15 protein-coding genes are annotated in these 15,018 nt (G+C 32.8%); 7 read left to right on the top strand and 8 right to left on the bottom strand.

The window, feature by feature from the left end; all coding sequences use genetic code 11:
* Positions 1-89: 89 nt before the first annotated feature.
* The 3 genes from Q4Q47_RS05840 to Q4Q47_RS05850 all read left to right on the top strand — a co-directional run bounded on the left by Q4Q47_RS05840 (position 90) and on the right by Q4Q47_RS05850 (position 4,667).
* Entirely contained in the window at positions 90-440 is a 351-nt protein-coding gene (locus tag Q4Q47_RS05840; RefSeq protein WP_303305713.1) for a 4Fe-4S dicluster domain-containing protein, read from the top strand.
* A 218-nt stretch (positions 441-658) separates the two neighbouring features.
* Positions 659-4,189, top strand: coding sequence for a pyruvate:ferredoxin (flavodoxin) oxidoreductase (gene nifJ, locus Q4Q47_RS05845; protein WP_303305714.1), 3,531 nt, complete (start codon positions 659-661; stop codon positions 4,187-4,189).
* Between the two features lie 103 nt (positions 4,190-4,292).
* Entirely contained in the window at positions 4,293-4,667 is a 375-nt protein-coding gene (locus Q4Q47_RS05850) for a HEPN domain-containing protein (protein ID WP_303305715.1), read from the top strand.
* A gap of 3 nt (positions 4,668-4,670) precedes the next feature.
* On the opposite strand, the gene Q4Q47_RS05855 is transcribed toward Q4Q47_RS05850, so the two are convergent.
* Both Q4Q47_RS05855 and Q4Q47_RS05860 read right to left on the bottom strand, forming a co-directional pair.
* Entirely contained in the window at positions 4,671-4,913 is a 243-nt protein-coding gene (locus Q4Q47_RS05855) for a NifU family protein (protein ID WP_303305716.1), read from the bottom strand.
* A gap of 3 nt (positions 4,914-4,916) precedes the next feature.
* Positions 4,917-6,053, bottom strand: a complete 1,137-nt coding sequence (locus Q4Q47_RS05860; RefSeq protein WP_303305717.1) for an Mrp/NBP35 family ATP-binding protein — start codon at positions 6,051-6,053, stop codon at positions 4,917-4,919.
* Between the two features lie 410 nt (positions 6,054-6,463).
* Here Q4Q47_RS05860 and Q4Q47_RS05865 point away from each other — a divergent pair, with 410 nt between their 5' ends.
* Positions 6,464-6,853: a hypothetical protein gene (locus Q4Q47_RS05865; RefSeq protein ID WP_303305718.1), complete on the top strand. Its 390-nt coding sequence runs from the start codon at positions 6,464-6,466 to the stop codon at positions 6,851-6,853.
* A 15-nt stretch (positions 6,854-6,868) separates the two neighbouring features.
* Here Q4Q47_RS05865 and Q4Q47_RS05870 read toward each other — a convergent pair whose 3' ends face one another.
* The 3 genes from Q4Q47_RS05870 to trmB all read right to left on the bottom strand — a co-directional run bounded on the left by Q4Q47_RS05870 (position 6,869) and on the right by trmB (position 8,620).
* On the bottom strand, positions 6,869-7,198 hold the full coding sequence (locus Q4Q47_RS05870) for an MGMT family protein (RefSeq protein ID WP_303305719.1): 330 nt from the start codon (positions 7,196-7,198) through the stop codon (positions 6,869-6,871).
* 115 nt (positions 7,199-7,313) lie between these two features.
* Entirely contained in the window at positions 7,314-7,943 is a 630-nt protein-coding gene (locus Q4Q47_RS05875; RefSeq protein ID WP_303305720.1) for a lysine transporter LysE, read from the bottom strand.
* Positions 7,943-8,620, bottom strand: a complete 678-nt coding sequence (trmB, locus tag Q4Q47_RS05880; protein WP_303305721.1) for a tRNA (guanosine(46)-N7)-methyltransferase TrmB — start codon at positions 8,618-8,620, stop codon at positions 7,943-7,945. The genes Q4Q47_RS05875 and trmB overlap by 1 nt, the downstream gene beginning before the upstream one ends.
* Before the next feature lie 304 nt (positions 8,621-8,924).
* Between trmB and Q4Q47_RS05885 the strand changes: the two genes are divergently transcribed.
* Positions 8,925-9,980 (top strand): glycosyltransferase, encoded by a 1,056-nt coding sequence (locus tag Q4Q47_RS05885; protein ID WP_303305722.1) that lies wholly within the window; start codon positions 8,925-8,927, stop codon positions 9,978-9,980.
* On the opposite strand, the gene Q4Q47_RS05890 is transcribed toward Q4Q47_RS05885, so the two are convergent.
* On the bottom strand, positions 9,954-10,997 hold the full coding sequence (locus tag Q4Q47_RS05890) for a sensor histidine kinase (protein WP_303305723.1): 1,044 nt from the start codon (positions 10,995-10,997) through the stop codon (positions 9,954-9,956). The genes Q4Q47_RS05885 and Q4Q47_RS05890 overlap by 27 nt on opposite strands.
* The gene (locus Q4Q47_RS05895) at positions 10,997-11,677 is read right to left on the bottom strand and encodes a response regulator transcription factor (RefSeq protein WP_303305724.1); all 681 of its coding nucleotides are present in this window, start codon (positions 11,675-11,677) and stop codon (positions 10,997-10,999) included. The genes Q4Q47_RS05890 and Q4Q47_RS05895 overlap by 1 nt, the downstream gene beginning before the upstream one ends.
* Before the next feature lie 202 nt (positions 11,678-11,879).
* Between Q4Q47_RS05895 and Q4Q47_RS05900 the strand changes: the two genes are divergently transcribed.
* Positions 11,880-12,221 (top strand): T9SS type A sorting domain-containing protein, encoded by a 342-nt coding sequence (locus Q4Q47_RS05900; RefSeq protein ID WP_303305725.1) that lies wholly within the window; start codon positions 11,880-11,882, stop codon positions 12,219-12,221.
* Positions 12,222-12,429: 208 nt separating this feature from the next.
* Positions 12,430-13,410 (top strand): LuxE/PaaK family acyltransferase, encoded by a 981-nt coding sequence (locus tag Q4Q47_RS05905; protein WP_303305726.1) that lies wholly within the window; start codon positions 12,430-12,432, stop codon positions 13,408-13,410.
* Between the two features lie 139 nt (positions 13,411-13,549).
* Here the strand turns inward: Q4Q47_RS05905 and tyrS are convergent, their stop codons facing one another.
* Complete coding sequence (tyrS, locus tag Q4Q47_RS05910; protein WP_303305727.1) at positions 13,550-14,845, bottom strand: tyrosine--tRNA ligase; 1,296 nt, start codon at positions 14,843-14,845, stop codon at positions 13,550-13,552.
* Positions 14,846-15,018 lie beyond the last annotated feature (173 nt).

A 15,018-nucleotide genomic window follows, 5' to 3' on the forward strand; every position in this document is an offset into this window, starting at 1 on the left:
CTTTATGAAATTAAACATGATTTTTATCATCCTTAAAATCAGAAATCTAATCTAAATTTACAAATATTTATTTTATTAAATGTTCTATTATGGCTATTATTATAACAGATGAATGTATTAATTGTGATGCTTGCATTGTGGAATGTCCAAATAATGCGATTTATGAGCCCGACCAAGAATGGGCATATTCAGACGAAACTGCTTTAAGTGGTAACGTAACACTTCTAAATGGAGAAGATGCTGATGCTGATGAAATGAACGATCCAATATCTGATGAATTTTATTACATTGTACCAGAGAAGTGTACAGAATGCAAAGGTTTTCATGAGGAACCTCAGTGTGCTTCTGTATGTCCCGTGGATTGTTGTGTACCTGATGAAGACCATGTTGAATCTGAAGAGACTTTACTTGAGAAAAAAGCTTGGTTACATGCTGAATAGTGAACTACTAAAATCTGTAGTTTTAAAATTATACTGAAAAATCATTTATATACTCTATTGATGTGTGAATGATTTTTTTATGTCTATACTGTATCAATTTCAACCCAAATTCCAGATTATAACTCCTCGCCATTAACATTTGTTTCCTGACATAAATCATAGAATTTGAAGTAGTTAGTTTATAACTTCACAAATATTTCGTTAAAAATTTATGTATTATGGAAAACAATATCCCAAAATTAATTTGTGACGCAAATGAAGCTGTTGCAAGAATAGCCCACAAAACAAATGAGGTTTGCGCCATATACCCCATAACCCCAGCGTCACCAATGGGTGAACATGTTGATGTATTTAGCTCCAAAGGGGAAAAAAACATTTGGGATAATATACCAAGAATTGTAGAAATGCAAAGTGAAGGTGGTGCGGCAGGAGCTGTTCATGGTTCATTACAAGCTGGCGCCCTAACTACAACTTTTACGGCTTCACAAGGATTGCTTCTTATGATTCCCAATATGTATAAAATGGCAGGTGAATTATTACCTTCTGTTATACATGTCGCTGCAAGAACGGTTGCAACGCATGCACTTTCTATTTTTGGTGATCATTCGGATGTTATGGCTGCAAGACAGACGGGATTTTCTATGTTATTTGGAGGTTCTGTTCAGGAAGCCCATGATTTTGCTCTTATATCGCAAGTAGCCACATTAAAATCCAGAGTTCCCTTTCTAAATATTTTTGATGGTTTTAGAACCTCACATGAGATTTCAAAAATCGATTCAATTACTGATGATGTTATTACAGCGATGATGCCTGAAGATAAGATTTTAGAGCATAAAAAACGTTCACTAGATCCAGATCATCCCGTAATAAGAGGCACCTCGCAAAACCCAGATGTATTCTTTCAGGCCAGAGAAGCTTCAAACATATTTTACGAAAAAGTACCTGGGATTGTTGAGGCTACTATGAATGAATTCTACAAACATACCGGACGTAGATATAGTTTGTTTTATTATGAAGGTCACCCAGAAGCAGAACGAGTTATTATACTCATGGGGTCTGGAGAAGGAGCTGCAAGGGAAACAGTCGAAGCCATGGTGCAACATGGTGAAAAGGTAGGTGTTTTATTTGTTCGCTTGTTTAGACCTTTTTCGATTAAGCACTTTGTTAATGAATTGCCCAAAGCTGTTAAAAAAATAGCTGTTCTTGATAGAACCAAAGAGCCTGGAAGCGTTGGTGAACCATTATACCAAGATGTCATTACAGCTTTAAATGAAAGCGATAGAGATATGCCTATTGTTGTTGGTGGACGCTACGGTTTATCTTCAAAAGAGTTTACACCTCAAATGGTTAAAGGTATTTATGACGAATTATTAGACGATAAACCTAAAAACCATTTTACAGTTGGTATTAATGATGATATTACATTTACAAGTTTACCAATCGACGAGTCCTTTACTATTGAAAGTAGTACTATTAACTGTATGTTCTACGGATTAGGATCCGATGGTACAGTGGGAGCTAACAAAAACTCCATTAAAATTATTGGAAACACAACAGATAATTTTGTGCAAGGATACTTTGTATACGATTCAAAAAAAGCTGGAGCACAAACCATTTCCCATTTGCGCTTTGGACCTAAACCAATTTATTCTTCATATTTAATTAACAAAGCAGATTTTATTGCAAGTCATCAATTCAATTTTATAGAAAAATACAATATGGTGGCAGATTTAAAGCATAGAGGAACATTCTTGTTAAACGCACCTTATTCTAAAGACGACATATGGGATCATCTACCTAAAAAAACGCAAAAAGAAATAATTGATAAAGAAGCCAATTTCTATATCGTTGATGCAAGTAAAGTAGCGGCAGAGTCTAATCTAGGTAAACGCACAAATACGGTATTACAGACATGTTTCTTTGCCATTTCTGGCATTTTACCAAAAGAAGAAGCTATTCAACGAATTAAAGATGCCATTATAAAGTCTTACTCTCATAAAGGAGAAAGCATCGTTAAAATGAACTTTACTGCTGTCGATAATGCGCTTGCAAATCTTGAAAAAGTAGACTATCCCAAAAAAGTAACAAGTGAAAAGCATTTACAAACTGCCATGCACAATGCGCCCGAAGGGTTTATTAAAGAGGTGTTAGAAAAAATTCTTGGAGGATTTGGTGATGAGCTTCCTGTAAGTGCATTTCCGGTTGATGGCACATTCCCTACAGGAACAACCCAATATGAAAAAAGTGGCATTGCAGACAATGTCCCGGTTTGGGACGATGTAGACTTATGTACACAGTGTAATAAATGTGTAGCCATTTGTCCGCATGCAGCTATTAGAGCAAAAGTTGTACGTAATGATGCATTATTAAATGCGCCTGCTTCATTACAATCCGTAGCCGCTAAAGGCAGGCCTTTTGACAAAAATGAAGAATCTTATGTGCTTCAAGTATCTCCGCAAGATTGTACAGGCTGCGATCTATGTGTAGCTGTTTGCCCGGCAATAAGTAAAGAGGACGAGAACTTTAAAGCTATCAATATGCATAAAAAGCTTAAAGTTGAAGCAGAAGAGGACGAGAACTGGGATTATTTTGTTCATTTACCTGATTACAACAGAACGGAATTACAAATTACAAACGTAAAAGGGTCACAATTCTTAGATCCATTATTTGAATTCTCTGGTGCATGTTCTGGTTGCGGTGAAACGCCATACATTAAGCTATTAACTCAATTATATGGAGATAGTATTTTAATAGCAAATGCAACTGGATGCTCATCCATTTATGGTGGTAACTTACCAACAACACCATATAAAACTAATGAGTTTGGCAGAGGTCCTGCTTGGGCTAACTCCCTATTTGAAGATAACGCAGAGTTTGGTTTAGGTATGAAATTAGCGTTAAGTAAGAAACAAGAAATTGCGGTAAGCTTACTTAAGTCTATTGAAAATGAAGTTGGAACAGAATTAGTTGACGCTATTTTAAATAATCCTGAAAAAACGGAGGCTGAGAAAGCAGAAAATTTCAAAAATCTTGATAAGTTAAAAATTAAACTTGCAAATATCAATACTAAAAATGCTAAAAAACTTTCCCAACTTACTGAATATCTACGTAAAAAATCTGTATGGATTTTAGGAGGCGATGGCTGGGCTTATGATATAGGTTATGGAGGTGTAGATCACATTTTAGCCTCAGGAGAGAACATTAATATTATGGTATTAGACACCGAGGTTTACTCTAATACTGGAGGTCAAACTTCAAAAGCGACTCCTTTAGGTGCCAGTGCAAAATTCTCCGTATCGGGTAAACGAACTAGTAAGAAAAGTTTAGCGCTTCAAGCTGTTTCTTATGAAAATGTTTATGTTGCTCAAATTGCAATTGGAGCTAAAGACCTTCAAACGCTTAAAGCTATTGAAGAAGCCGAAGCTTACCCCGGACCATCAATTATAATTGCATATTCACATTGTGGCGAACATGGTTATGATCTTGCAGATGGAGCTTTACAGCAAGAAAAAGCAGTAAAAAGTGGTTATTGGCCATTATTTAGATTTGACCCGTCTAAACCAAAAGGTAAGAAGTTTAAATTAGATTCTAAAGCGCCTTCAATACCTCTTAAAGACTTTATGTATAACGAAACGCGTTTTTCAAGAGTTGTTAAAGACGATGCCGAACTTGGAGCCAGGCTTTTGAAACGAGCTCAAACGGAAGTTAATTCAAAATGGGAACGATTAGAACTGTACAGAGATATGTAAATATATCCTGATGCCTTAATACCAAATTGGTATAAATAATATTCTCTATGCCCACATAGAGAACACATAATACTTGGTATTACTAACAATAAATATATTTATTATGAAAAATGAAGCCAGCAAGTATTTTTTAAATGCTGCTCAAAAATTGAATCAGGCTAATAAAGAGCTTTTCAAACCTGAAGAAGATGTTGTAGCATATTTGGTTTGCAAAAATTCTCAATACGCTATTGAGAATTATTTAAAAGGTTATCTTATAAAAAGCGGTATTGACACAAGCAGTTTCAAAACAATAAATAGTCTTTATGAGCAATGCGTAAAAGTTAATAAAAAATTTGAAAAAGTTGACTTATCAGATTTTGAATGTAAATCACATGACCTTGACAGTGCTTATTGCAATAAAGTATCAAAAGTAAGTGCTTGCTTCGATATAGCTGATAGCTTAGACACGTTTCTTAAGAGAGAAAAAATTATTTAAAATTTATTCAATATTTATAACCTGCTCTATTTGTGGTGCATATTTTTTTATGGTCATTTCAACACCAGATTTTAGTGTCATTTGATTAACACTGCAGCCCACACACGCCCCCATTAATTGAACTTTAACTAGAGTATCGTTTTCTTCTATAGACAATAAAGAGATATCACCCCCATCACTTTGTAAAAATGGACGAATCTCCTCTAAGGCTTTCTCAACATTTACTTTAAGTTCTTCTGAAGTCATCTGTTATTTTTTAACTGCTGAACACCCAGCCATTGTTGTTATTTTTATTGCTTCCGTAGGAGGCAAATCATCATTTCGTCTCACTACTTCTTCAACAATATTTTGTGTTAACTTCTCAAATGCTTTTTCTAGAGGTGTTGCCGTTTGCAATGCCGCTGGACGGCCAATATCACCTGCTTCCCTTATACTTTGTACTAAGGGTAGCTCTCCTAAAAAACGCACTTTTAAGTCCTCTGCCAAATTTTTAGCTCCTTCTTTTCCGAAAATAAAGTATTTATTATCAGGTAACTCTTCAGGTGTAAAATATGCCATATTTTCCAAAATTCCTAATACAGGCACATTAATGCTTTCTTGTTGAAACATAGCAACCCCTTTTTTAGCATCTGCCAATGCTACATTTTGAGGCGTACTTACTACAACCGCTCCTGTAATTGGAAGTGATTGCATGATACTTAGATGAATATCACCAGTTCCTGGAGGTAAATCCAGAAGCAAGAAGTCTAACGCTCCCCAATGCGCATCAAAAATCATTTGATTTAATGCTTTTGCAGCCATAGGTCCTCTCCAAACGACAGCTTGGTTAGGTTGCGTAAAAAACCCAATAGACAATACTTTAACACCGTAATTCTCTACAGGTTTCATTTTAGATTTTCCATCAATATTTACTGCTAAAGGTCTTTCGGCCTCTACATCAAACATAATAGGAATAGATGGTCCATAAATATCGGCATCTAAAACACCAACTTTAAAGCCCATTTTAGCTAAAGTCACCGCTATATTTGCTGTCACTGTAGATTTACCAACACCACCCTTACCTGACGCTACGGCTACTATATTTTTAATTCCAGGTATTGGATTACCTTTAATTACATTTGCTTTTGGTTTTTCAGGGGCTTCTACTTTTACATTCACTGTAATTTTAGCTTTTTCGTAAACCTGCTCATGAATCGTTTTTAAAATATCTACCTCCGTACGCTTTTTTGCTTGTAAACTAGGGTTTTTAATCGTAATATCTACAATAACCTCATCTCCAAATGTAATGACATTAGTTACAGCACCACTTTCAACCATATTTTGTCCTTCTCCTGGTACAGTAATAGATTCTAATGCTTTTAATATATCTTGTTTATTAAGCTTCATTCCTTAATTTAGATTTATTCTAAGATACAAAGATATATAATAAAGCTGGAAGACTGAAGGCATAAGCTAGAAGTTTTGCTTATGATAATATTAGGATTGGTTATAATATGAATATGTAATTATTTGCAAATTATTGATGAATTAGGAAATAATAAAACAATAAGTAATAAGGCAAAATGATTGGAGAAACTTCTATTCATTTACTATTAAATTCTTGAATAATTCATTTTTTATACGTATTATCCTACAAATCAATCCATTCAACTAATAATTTAATAATTATAAGGCTGAAATACACTTATAAACGATAAAACACTGTGAGTGAGTCATTTAAACAACTTTGGCATTACTATTGTTTCTAAAGAGTATAATCTTCTTGATTAATATGAATCAAGTTTAAACAAAAAAAGATGTTTACATTTAAGAAAAAGGCAATAAAAGAAGATGCTAAATTTATTATTGATATAGTATCTAATTATTCCAATGATGAATCTATAAAAAAATTGATTTCTCCTATTTCTGATGAATATTTTTTGATAGATGATAAAAACAAAATATCTATTTGTATAAGTGATGGAGAAGTTACACTATCTAATCATGCCTTTCTATATAAAAAGCTATTTAACCTATCACTTACCGATAGGCTTAAAAAACAAATAAAAGAAGCCATGGAACAAGAAATGCAATTTTTAAAGGAATCTCTTTTTAAAAATGAAACAGAACTTCTCTCAAAAATTTTAAACCTATCAACAAAAAAGAATAATCCTTATATTATTAAACCTAACTTCAAAACAAGTTAAAAATATAAATGTTGGCTATTCAATTTCGTTAGGGTTCCAAAAAACCTTATCAAAATCCTGTATTTGGTGATCAACAACTTTAACACCTTCGCTTTCTAATAATTGTTGCATAAGATTCGTTCCATCAAAATGATGTTTACCTGTTAATAAGCCCTTCCTATTTACAACACGATGCGCAGGAACATCTTTCCCTCCAGCACCGTTCATAGCATAACCTACCATACGTGCACTCCTCGCTGCTCCCAAATAGTTAGCAATAGCACCATAACTTGTTACTCTACCATAAGGGATGAGTTTGGCAACCTCGTAAACTTTATCGAAAAAATTGAGGGTTTCTCGTTTCATGTGTTTATATATATTGAAGTGGTTTAAACTTTTTCATTGTTTTTTATTTGTCACATGTAGCTTCCATATAGTAATTCCCTTAGGAATCAAAATCTCGTTATGGAAGTTTCATAATCTACAATTCCTTGATTATATTGATTAGTGTGATAATTGAAATAACGCCTGTAATACCGCCAATGACATAATTCATGTTTTTTTGAGATGTAAACGATTTTCCTTTTATTTTATCAAAAAAGAAAATATACATATATAACATAACAAAAGTTCCCATGGCTGCTCCCGCTACATAAGATATTATCCTGGTTTGATCAAAAGACATCCATCCAAAAGACGCCAATGTGATCGTCATATAAGCTTGATAAGGAATAGGAAACACATTTATTGCCGAGAGAAACATGCCTTGAAAAAACCGACTATGCTTACTACGCATTTGTGGTTCAATTTGTTGTTGAGGGTTCGATTTCGCAATAAGTAAAAAATAGATAGTTATTAATACAAAAATAACGAACGCTACGCGTTGTAGAATGTCTACGACTTCTAAATGTTTACTTAAATATCTTGCAAAAACAGCAGCAACATAAGTTTGAAGTAAAACAATAACGCAAACACCAATAGAAAACATAATACCTCTTGCGTGACCTTCTTTTAAACTTATTTTAGCAGCCGTCATATTTAACAACCCTGGAGGAATAACCCCTATTAAAGCTATGAATAATCCTAAAATGAAGATAAAAGTTATGTTCACTAATGCTTAATTTTAAACCGAATATACGTAATTGGTTTGTTTTGTTCTAAATATTGAGATTCGTAGAAGGTTTGAATACTTGTTACCTCTTCCGGACTGCCTTCCTGTTTATACACATTATGATTGGCATAAAGTATCTCGTGCCCTGCACCGTGCAATAACCCGAGTGTATACCCATGCATAAACTCACTATCGGTTTTTAGATTAACAACACCTTCTGTTTTTAATATTTTTTTATAGCGTTTTAAAAACACCTCATTAGTCATTCTATGCTTAGTACGTTTGTATTTTATTTGCGGATCAGGAAAGGTTATCCAAATTTCGTCCACTTCATTTTCTGCAAAAGCATGGTCTATTAATTCGATTTGCGCTCTTAAAAAAGCAACATTTGAAATATCTTTTTCTATGGCCGTTTTTGCACCTCTCCAAAAACGTGCTCCTTTAATATCTATTCCTATAAAATTTTTGTTGGGGTATTTTTTCGCCAATGCTACAGAATACTCACCTTTTCCGCAACCTAACTCCAATACTAATGGGTTTTCATTTTTAAATACTGATGCTCTCCAATTACCTTTTAACTCATATTCACCATGAATCAATTCATCTCTAGTTGGTTGAAATACATTTGAAAAGGTTTCGTTCTCTTTAAATCTTCTGAGTTTATTTTTACTTCCCACTATTATTTAAAATTTTGGTAAAATTAAGGAAATATACGAGAGTGTTTATATGCTTATCTTTGATTTTATTGAAAACTTGCGTGATGCATTGTGGCAAGGTCCTTTTTTTAATTTAGTTCATAGTTAAATTAAAGAAGATATAGTGCAAAAACTGCCTTTTATGAAGCTAAAGGCAGATTATTAATTACTTACAAAATGAGTATAACCAAAAAATTCGATATCAATCAAAATCACTATTTGCAAATGACAACTACCTTTCGGCAATTACCATGTGTACATATCTTTAAAGAAGGCTTATAAACAGATGAAAAAACGAATTTTAGTAGCTCCTTTAAATTGGGGTTTGGGGCATGCCACAAGAAGTATTCCTATTATTTATGAGTTAATAAAACATGGCTTTGAGCCTGTTATTGCTAGTGACGGGGTTGCTTTAACACTTTTACAAAAAGAATTCCCATCGCTTTCGTCCATAGAATTGCCATCTTATAATATAACCTATGCTAAAAAAGGAAAGCATTTTAAATTAAAACTAATTAAGGATTCACCAAAACTTATTAAAGCCATTAAAGCTGAGAAAAAAGAAACGAAGTTTATAATAGAAATCCATGATATTAAAGGCATCATTTCAGATAACCGACTGGGAGTTTATAGTAAAAAAGTGCCGTCTGTTTTTATAACACATCAATTAAATGTTTTAACAGGAAGCACCACATGGTTAAGCACTAAAATGCATCAAAAAATCATAAAGAAATTTGATGTGTGTTGGGTTCCTGACACTAAAGAGAAAATTAATTTAAGTGGTAAACTTGGACATACTAATAGTTTTGAAATACCTATAGAATATATTGGACCTTTAAGTAGGCTTGAAAACAAACGCTTAAAAGTTAAAAATGATTTAATGGTGCTACTTTCTGGCCCCGAACCACAACGCACATTACTTGAAGACGCCCTTTTTTTAAAGTTAAAAAATTATACTGGAAAAGTCGTTTTTGTTAAAGGTATTATGGAAAAGGAACAAACTATCCAGATGATAGGAAATATAACGGTTTATAATTTTATGACCTCGGATTTATTAGAAAAAACCATTAATCAAAGTGAATTAATTTTATCAAGGTCTGGCTATACTACCATTATGGATTTAGCAAAACTTAATAAAAAAGCTTTTTTTATACCTACACCTGGGCAATTTGAACAAGAATACCTGGCAAAAAGATTGACGGATTTAGAATTAGTTCCGAGTTGTAGTCAAGAGGGTTTCACATTGGACAAATTAAAAAATATCACATCTTTTAAAGGTTTAAAATCTTTTGATTATAGCGTGGATTTTAAAAAACTATTCAACCTTTTCGAGTGTGAATGAAAACTCACTACCGACTCCAAATTCACTCTCTACATATATTTTTTCGTCATGAGCTTCAATAATATGTTTCACTATAGAAAGTCCTAGTCCTGAGCCTCCCTCTTTACGAGAGCCACTTTTATCAACTCTATAAAAACGCTCAAACAAACGAGGAAGATGTTTCTTTTCAATACCTTCACCGTTATCTGTAACACGAACAATAACCTTATTTTTTATTAAGTTTTCAATACTAACTTCTGTGGTTCCTTTTTCTCTTCCGTATTTTAAAGAGTTCACGATTAAATTCGCCAATACTTGCTGTATCCGTTCTTTATCGGCTTTAACCAGTACCAATCTATTATACTCTGTATCAAAAGTAAGTGTAATTCGCCTTTTGCTGGCTTTCATCTCCAACATTTCAAATACATTTTCAATCAGCTCTACAATATCAAATGTTTCTATATTTAAACTTAAATCACCAACTTCTAATTTGGTTATCATATCTAAATCCTTAATAATATAGCCTAATCGCTCAATACCTTTACTGGCTCTTTCTAAATACTTTTCTCGGATCTTTTCGTCATTCATGGCGCCATCTAACAATGTAAGAATGTACCCTTGCACTGTAAATAAAGGCGTTTTTAGTTCATGTGATACATTTCCTAAAAACTCTTTCCTATACTTTTCACGAACTTTTAGAGTCTCTATTTCAAGCTTTTTATCACGGGCAAACTTATCAATCTCCTGGGTAAGTGTTCTCATGTCTGTCGTAATAGGCCCCTTATTTAGGTTGGCAGATTCTAAAAGTGTTAAATCGTCGTATATTTTTTTAACACGTTTATATATAAATCGTTCTACACTAATTTGAATGACTAAAAAAGAAAAGACATAAACGCTCACTGACAAAGCAAGTATATGTAGCCAGTTAAACTCATATAAATAATATAAAAAAACACTCATTAAGAGCGTTGTATATAAGGTTATATATAATGACGTTTTTATGGAAAATCTATATGATCTTTTAAATTTTGTCTGCATTATTCTACAAACTTGTAGCCCACTCCTTTTATGGTTTTAAAACTAGTATCTCCTAGTTTTTCTCTTAATTTACGAATATGTACATCTATGGTTCTACCTCCAACAACGACCTCGTTACCCCAAACTGCATCAAGAATCTCATCTCTTTTAAAAACTTTCCCTGGCTTTGAAGCCAATAAAGATAGTAATTCAAATTCTTTTCTTGGTAAAATAATTTCTTCTCCTTTAGAAATAATCTTATACTCATCTCTATCGATTACCAAACTCCCTATTTTAACAGTATCGGCAACATCTTCCTCTTTAAAACGTCTTAAAAGTGCTTTTACTTTACTAACTAAAACTTTAGGTTTTATGGGTTTAGTTATATAATCGTCTGCACCAGCATCAAATCCTGCAACCTGAGAATAATCTTCTCCTCTAGCTGTTAAAAAAGTAACGATACTATTCTTTAAATCTGGGTTTTTTCTTATTAATTCACAAGCTTCAATACCATCCATCTCTGGCATCATGACGTCTAAAATAATTAATTGTGGCAGTTCTTTTTTTGCTTTTTTAACACCCTCATACCCATTTTCTGCAGTAATAACCTGATAACCTTCACTAGATAAATTATATTCAACTATCTCTAAAATATCTGGCTCATCATCAACTAATAATATCTTTATATCATTCTTTTTCATACCTAAATAACAAATTATATTTATTTCTTAAAGTAAAGATAAAACTTATAATACCGTTTTATTGACATTATAAAATTAATAACATTAACGTAACTGATAATTTACAGTAATTTAATCTTTCGACAAAATAACTAAATCTTTAACACTTTTTTGGCATCACTTTTGTTGTAATTTATTACCTTTATGATGTTGAAAAGAACGTATGAAAAAAAACTACCTATTCATTTTATTTTTAACTTTAACATTAACAGTTACCCAATATGGGTTTTCTCAGAACAATGTTAACAAGAATCCTATACAACAAAATATAGAAGGCTTATCTATATATCCAAATCCCGTTAATAGTGGTAAAACATTTATATATCTAACATCAAAACGTAATTTAACTAAGAAAATTGAGTTTTTTAATGTTTTGGGCAAACGGGTATATTCTACTATTTTAACTGGTAAAGAATTAAGCATTTCAAATTTAAGTAAAGGTGTCTATATTCTAAAGATTACTGAAAATGCTATTAGCGAAACAAGAAAATTAGTGATTAAGTAATATCACACAATTAATAAATTTTAAAAGCGCTACCAATGGTAACGCTTTTTTATTTTACATACTTTTGTCTTTCAAATAAAGAAATTCTTGAAATCGAAATTCTATATTTAGATTCCCTTTCCTGCCTGCCTGTAGACAGGTTCACGGGAATGGTAATTTCAAGGAAAACCCCGAGATTAAACCTCGAGGAATTTTTTTTCGATTAATTATGATTGACACTAATTCTATTTTCAACATTAATAACCAAACTGAATTTGAAGATTTATCACTGCAAATTTTTAAATTTCAATTTGAAAACAATCCTGTTTATCGTTCTTTTTGCGATTTACTATATAAGCACCCTAGCGATGTAAAAACTATTGAGGATATTCCTTTTTTACCCATTCAATTCTTTAAATCTCATGAGATACTAAGTTCTAAAAACTCCATTAAAATCACTTTCTCAAGTTCTGGTACTACTGGAGATATTACTAGTAAACATCATGTAACAGATTTAAATATCTATACCCAAAGTTTTACCCAAGGGTTTCAGCAATTCTACGGACCTATTGAAGATTATGTCATTCTAGCATTATTACCTTCTTATTTAGAGCGTGAAGGTTCTTCACTAATATATATGGTAGATGTTATGATTAAACAATCAAAATATGCTGAAAGCGGGTTTTATTTAAATAACTATTCTGAACTGAAAGATACATTAGTGGCATTGGACTCCCATGGAAAAAAGGTCTTACTAATTGGTGTCTCTTTTGCCCTATTAGATCTGGTTGAAAGATATCAATTTGATTTAAACAATACCATTATAATGGAAACTGGTGGTATGAAAGGCAGGAGGAAAGAACTTATTAGAGAAGATCTACATACAAAATTAAAAACAGGTTTTGGAGTAGACACAATTCATAGCGAATATGGCATGACCGAACTTTTAAGCCAAGGGTATTCTAAAGGACATGGTGTTTTTAATTACCCTAATTGGATGCGTATTTTAACACGTGACACCGAAGATCCGCTCTCTATACAGTCATCAGGCAAAACAGGAGGGATAAATGTTATTGATCTGGCTAATATAAATTCCTGCTCCTTTATTGCCACTCAAGATTTAGGCCGCATCAATAATGATGGGACATTTGAAGTTATTGGCCGTTTTGATAATTCAGATATTCGTGGTTGTAATCTTATGGTCTTTTAAGCTTCTAGAAAATAATTTAATTTTTGTGTAAGTTATTTAGAATAGCTACGACAAAACAAGAGCTAAGAAAAAGAAAAATTTAGTTTTTAGTTGGTTGGTTAAGACAAAGCCTGATTTTTAAAATCAGGCTTTGTTATTTTTATACAATTCGTAGTACGAAATAGTTTTTCTTACCACGCTGTAATAACACAAACTTATTATTAATTAAGTCTTTTACTGTAATACTGTAATCATCCTTTACTTTCTCTTTATTTACAGAAATAGAGTTTTCTTTAAGGGCTCTCCTTGCTTCTCCGTTAGATTTTAAAAACCCTCCTTTTTCTGCTAAGGCTGCAATAATATCTAAGCCATTGTCAATATCTGATTGAGATATTTCTGTTTGTGGCACACCATCAAATACATCTAAAAATGTTTGCTCATTCAACCCTTTTAAATCATCACTGGTAGATTTGCCAAAAAGAATATCACTGGCTTTTATAGCATTTTCTAAATCGTCTTTAGAATGCACCATCATGGTGATTTCTTCTGCTAAACGTTTTTGTAATGCACGCAAGTGAGGTGCTTCTCTATGCGTTTCAACTAAAGCATTAATGTCCTCCTCTGTTAGAAAAGTAAATATTTTTATATATTTTTCAGCATCTTCATCACTGGAATTCAACCAATATTGGTAGAATTTATATGGCGATGTTCTATTAGCATCTAGCCACACATTACCACCCTCTGATTTTCCAAATTTTGAACCATCAGATTTTGTAATCAATGGGCAGGTTATGGCAAAGCCCTTTCCGTTGCCAACTCTCCTAATTAACTCAGTTCCTGTGGTAATGTTTCCCCATTGGTCGCTTCCTCCCATTTGAATGGAACAGCTATTTTCTTTATATAAATGAAGAAAATCATATCCCTGAACTAATTGATATGTAAACTCCGTAAAACTCATCCCTTCGGACGACTCAGATGAAATTCTATTTTTTACAGAATCTTTTGCCATCATATAGTTTACCGTAATATGCTTACCAACATCGCGAATAAATTCAAGAAATGAAAAGTCTTTCATCCAATCATAATTATTCACTAAAATCGCTGCATTTTCAGCGTCACTTTCAAAATCTAAAAAATGTGATAATTGATTTTTAATGGCGTCTTGGTTATGACGTAATGTTTTTTCATCTAACAAATTACGCTCGTTTGATTTACCTGATGGGTCTCCAATCATTCCTGTTGCCCCTCCTACTAAAGCCAAGGGCCTATGCCCACAACGTTGGTAATGTGCCAAAAGCATAATAGGCACCAGGTTTCCAATATGTAAAGAATCAGCTGTAGGATCAAAACCCACATAAGCACTACGCATACCTTCCATTAAATGGGCTTCAGCTCCAGGCATTACGGTATGTATCATACCTCTCCAAGTTAATTCTTCAACAAAGTTCTTTATCATTATTCTTCAATTTTTACAAAACTATGCAAAGATAAAAATCAATGTATAATTACTTTAGTATTATGAATAATTCTTTACTCGAAAACATGAGGGTATCTAAAACGTGTTTAAATGTCCTCGATTTCAATTCTTATGGCCATTCTCCGGCTTATGCACAATTCATTTCTGCAAAA

Source organism: Flavivirga spongiicola, assembly GCF_030540825.1.
GTDB lineage: Bacteria > Bacteroidota > Bacteroidia > Flavobacteriales > Flavobacteriaceae > Flavivirga > Flavivirga spongiicola.

Coding starts and splice junctions, on each gene's coding strand:
- Q4Q47_RS05840 (WP_303305713.1), top strand. CDS start 90: ATGGCTATTATTATAACAGATGAATGTATTAATTGTGATGCTTGCATT.
- nifJ (WP_303305714.1), top strand. CDS start 659: ATGGAAAACAATATCCCAAAATTAATTTGTGACGCAAATGAAGCTGTT.
- Q4Q47_RS05850 (WP_303305715.1), top strand. CDS start 4,293: ATGAAAAATGAAGCCAGCAAGTATTTTTTAAATGCTGCTCAAAAATTG.
- Q4Q47_RS05855 (WP_303305716.1), bottom strand. CDS start 4,913: ATGACTTCAGAAGAACTTAAAGTAAATGTTGAGAAAGCCTTAGAGGAG.
- Q4Q47_RS05860 (WP_303305717.1), bottom strand. CDS start 6,053: ATGAAGCTTAATAAACAAGATATATTAAAAGCATTAGAATCTATTACT.
- Q4Q47_RS05865 (WP_303305718.1), top strand. CDS start 6,464: ATGTTTACATTTAAGAAAAAGGCAATAAAAGAAGATGCTAAATTTATT.
- Q4Q47_RS05870 (WP_303305719.1), bottom strand. CDS start 7,198: ATGAAACGAGAAACCCTCAATTTTTTCGATAAAGTTTACGAGGTTGCC.
- Q4Q47_RS05885 (WP_303305722.1), top strand. CDS start 8,925: ATGAAAAAACGAATTTTAGTAGCTCCTTTAAATTGGGGTTTGGGGCAT.
- Q4Q47_RS05890 (WP_303305723.1), bottom strand. CDS start 10,997: ATGCAGACAAAATTTAAAAGATCATATAGATTTTCCATAAAAACGTCA.
- Q4Q47_RS05895 (WP_303305724.1), bottom strand. CDS start 11,677: ATGAAAAAGAATGATATAAAGATATTATTAGTTGATGATGAGCCAGAT.
- Q4Q47_RS05900 (WP_303305725.1), top strand. CDS start 11,880: ATGAAAAAAAACTACCTATTCATTTTATTTTTAACTTTAACATTAACA.
- Q4Q47_RS05905 (WP_303305726.1), top strand. CDS start 12,430: ATGATTGACACTAATTCTATTTTCAACATTAATAACCAAACTGAATTT.
- tyrS (WP_303305727.1), bottom strand. CDS start 14,845: ATGATAAAGAACTTTGTTGAAGAATTAACTTGGAGAGGTATGATACAT.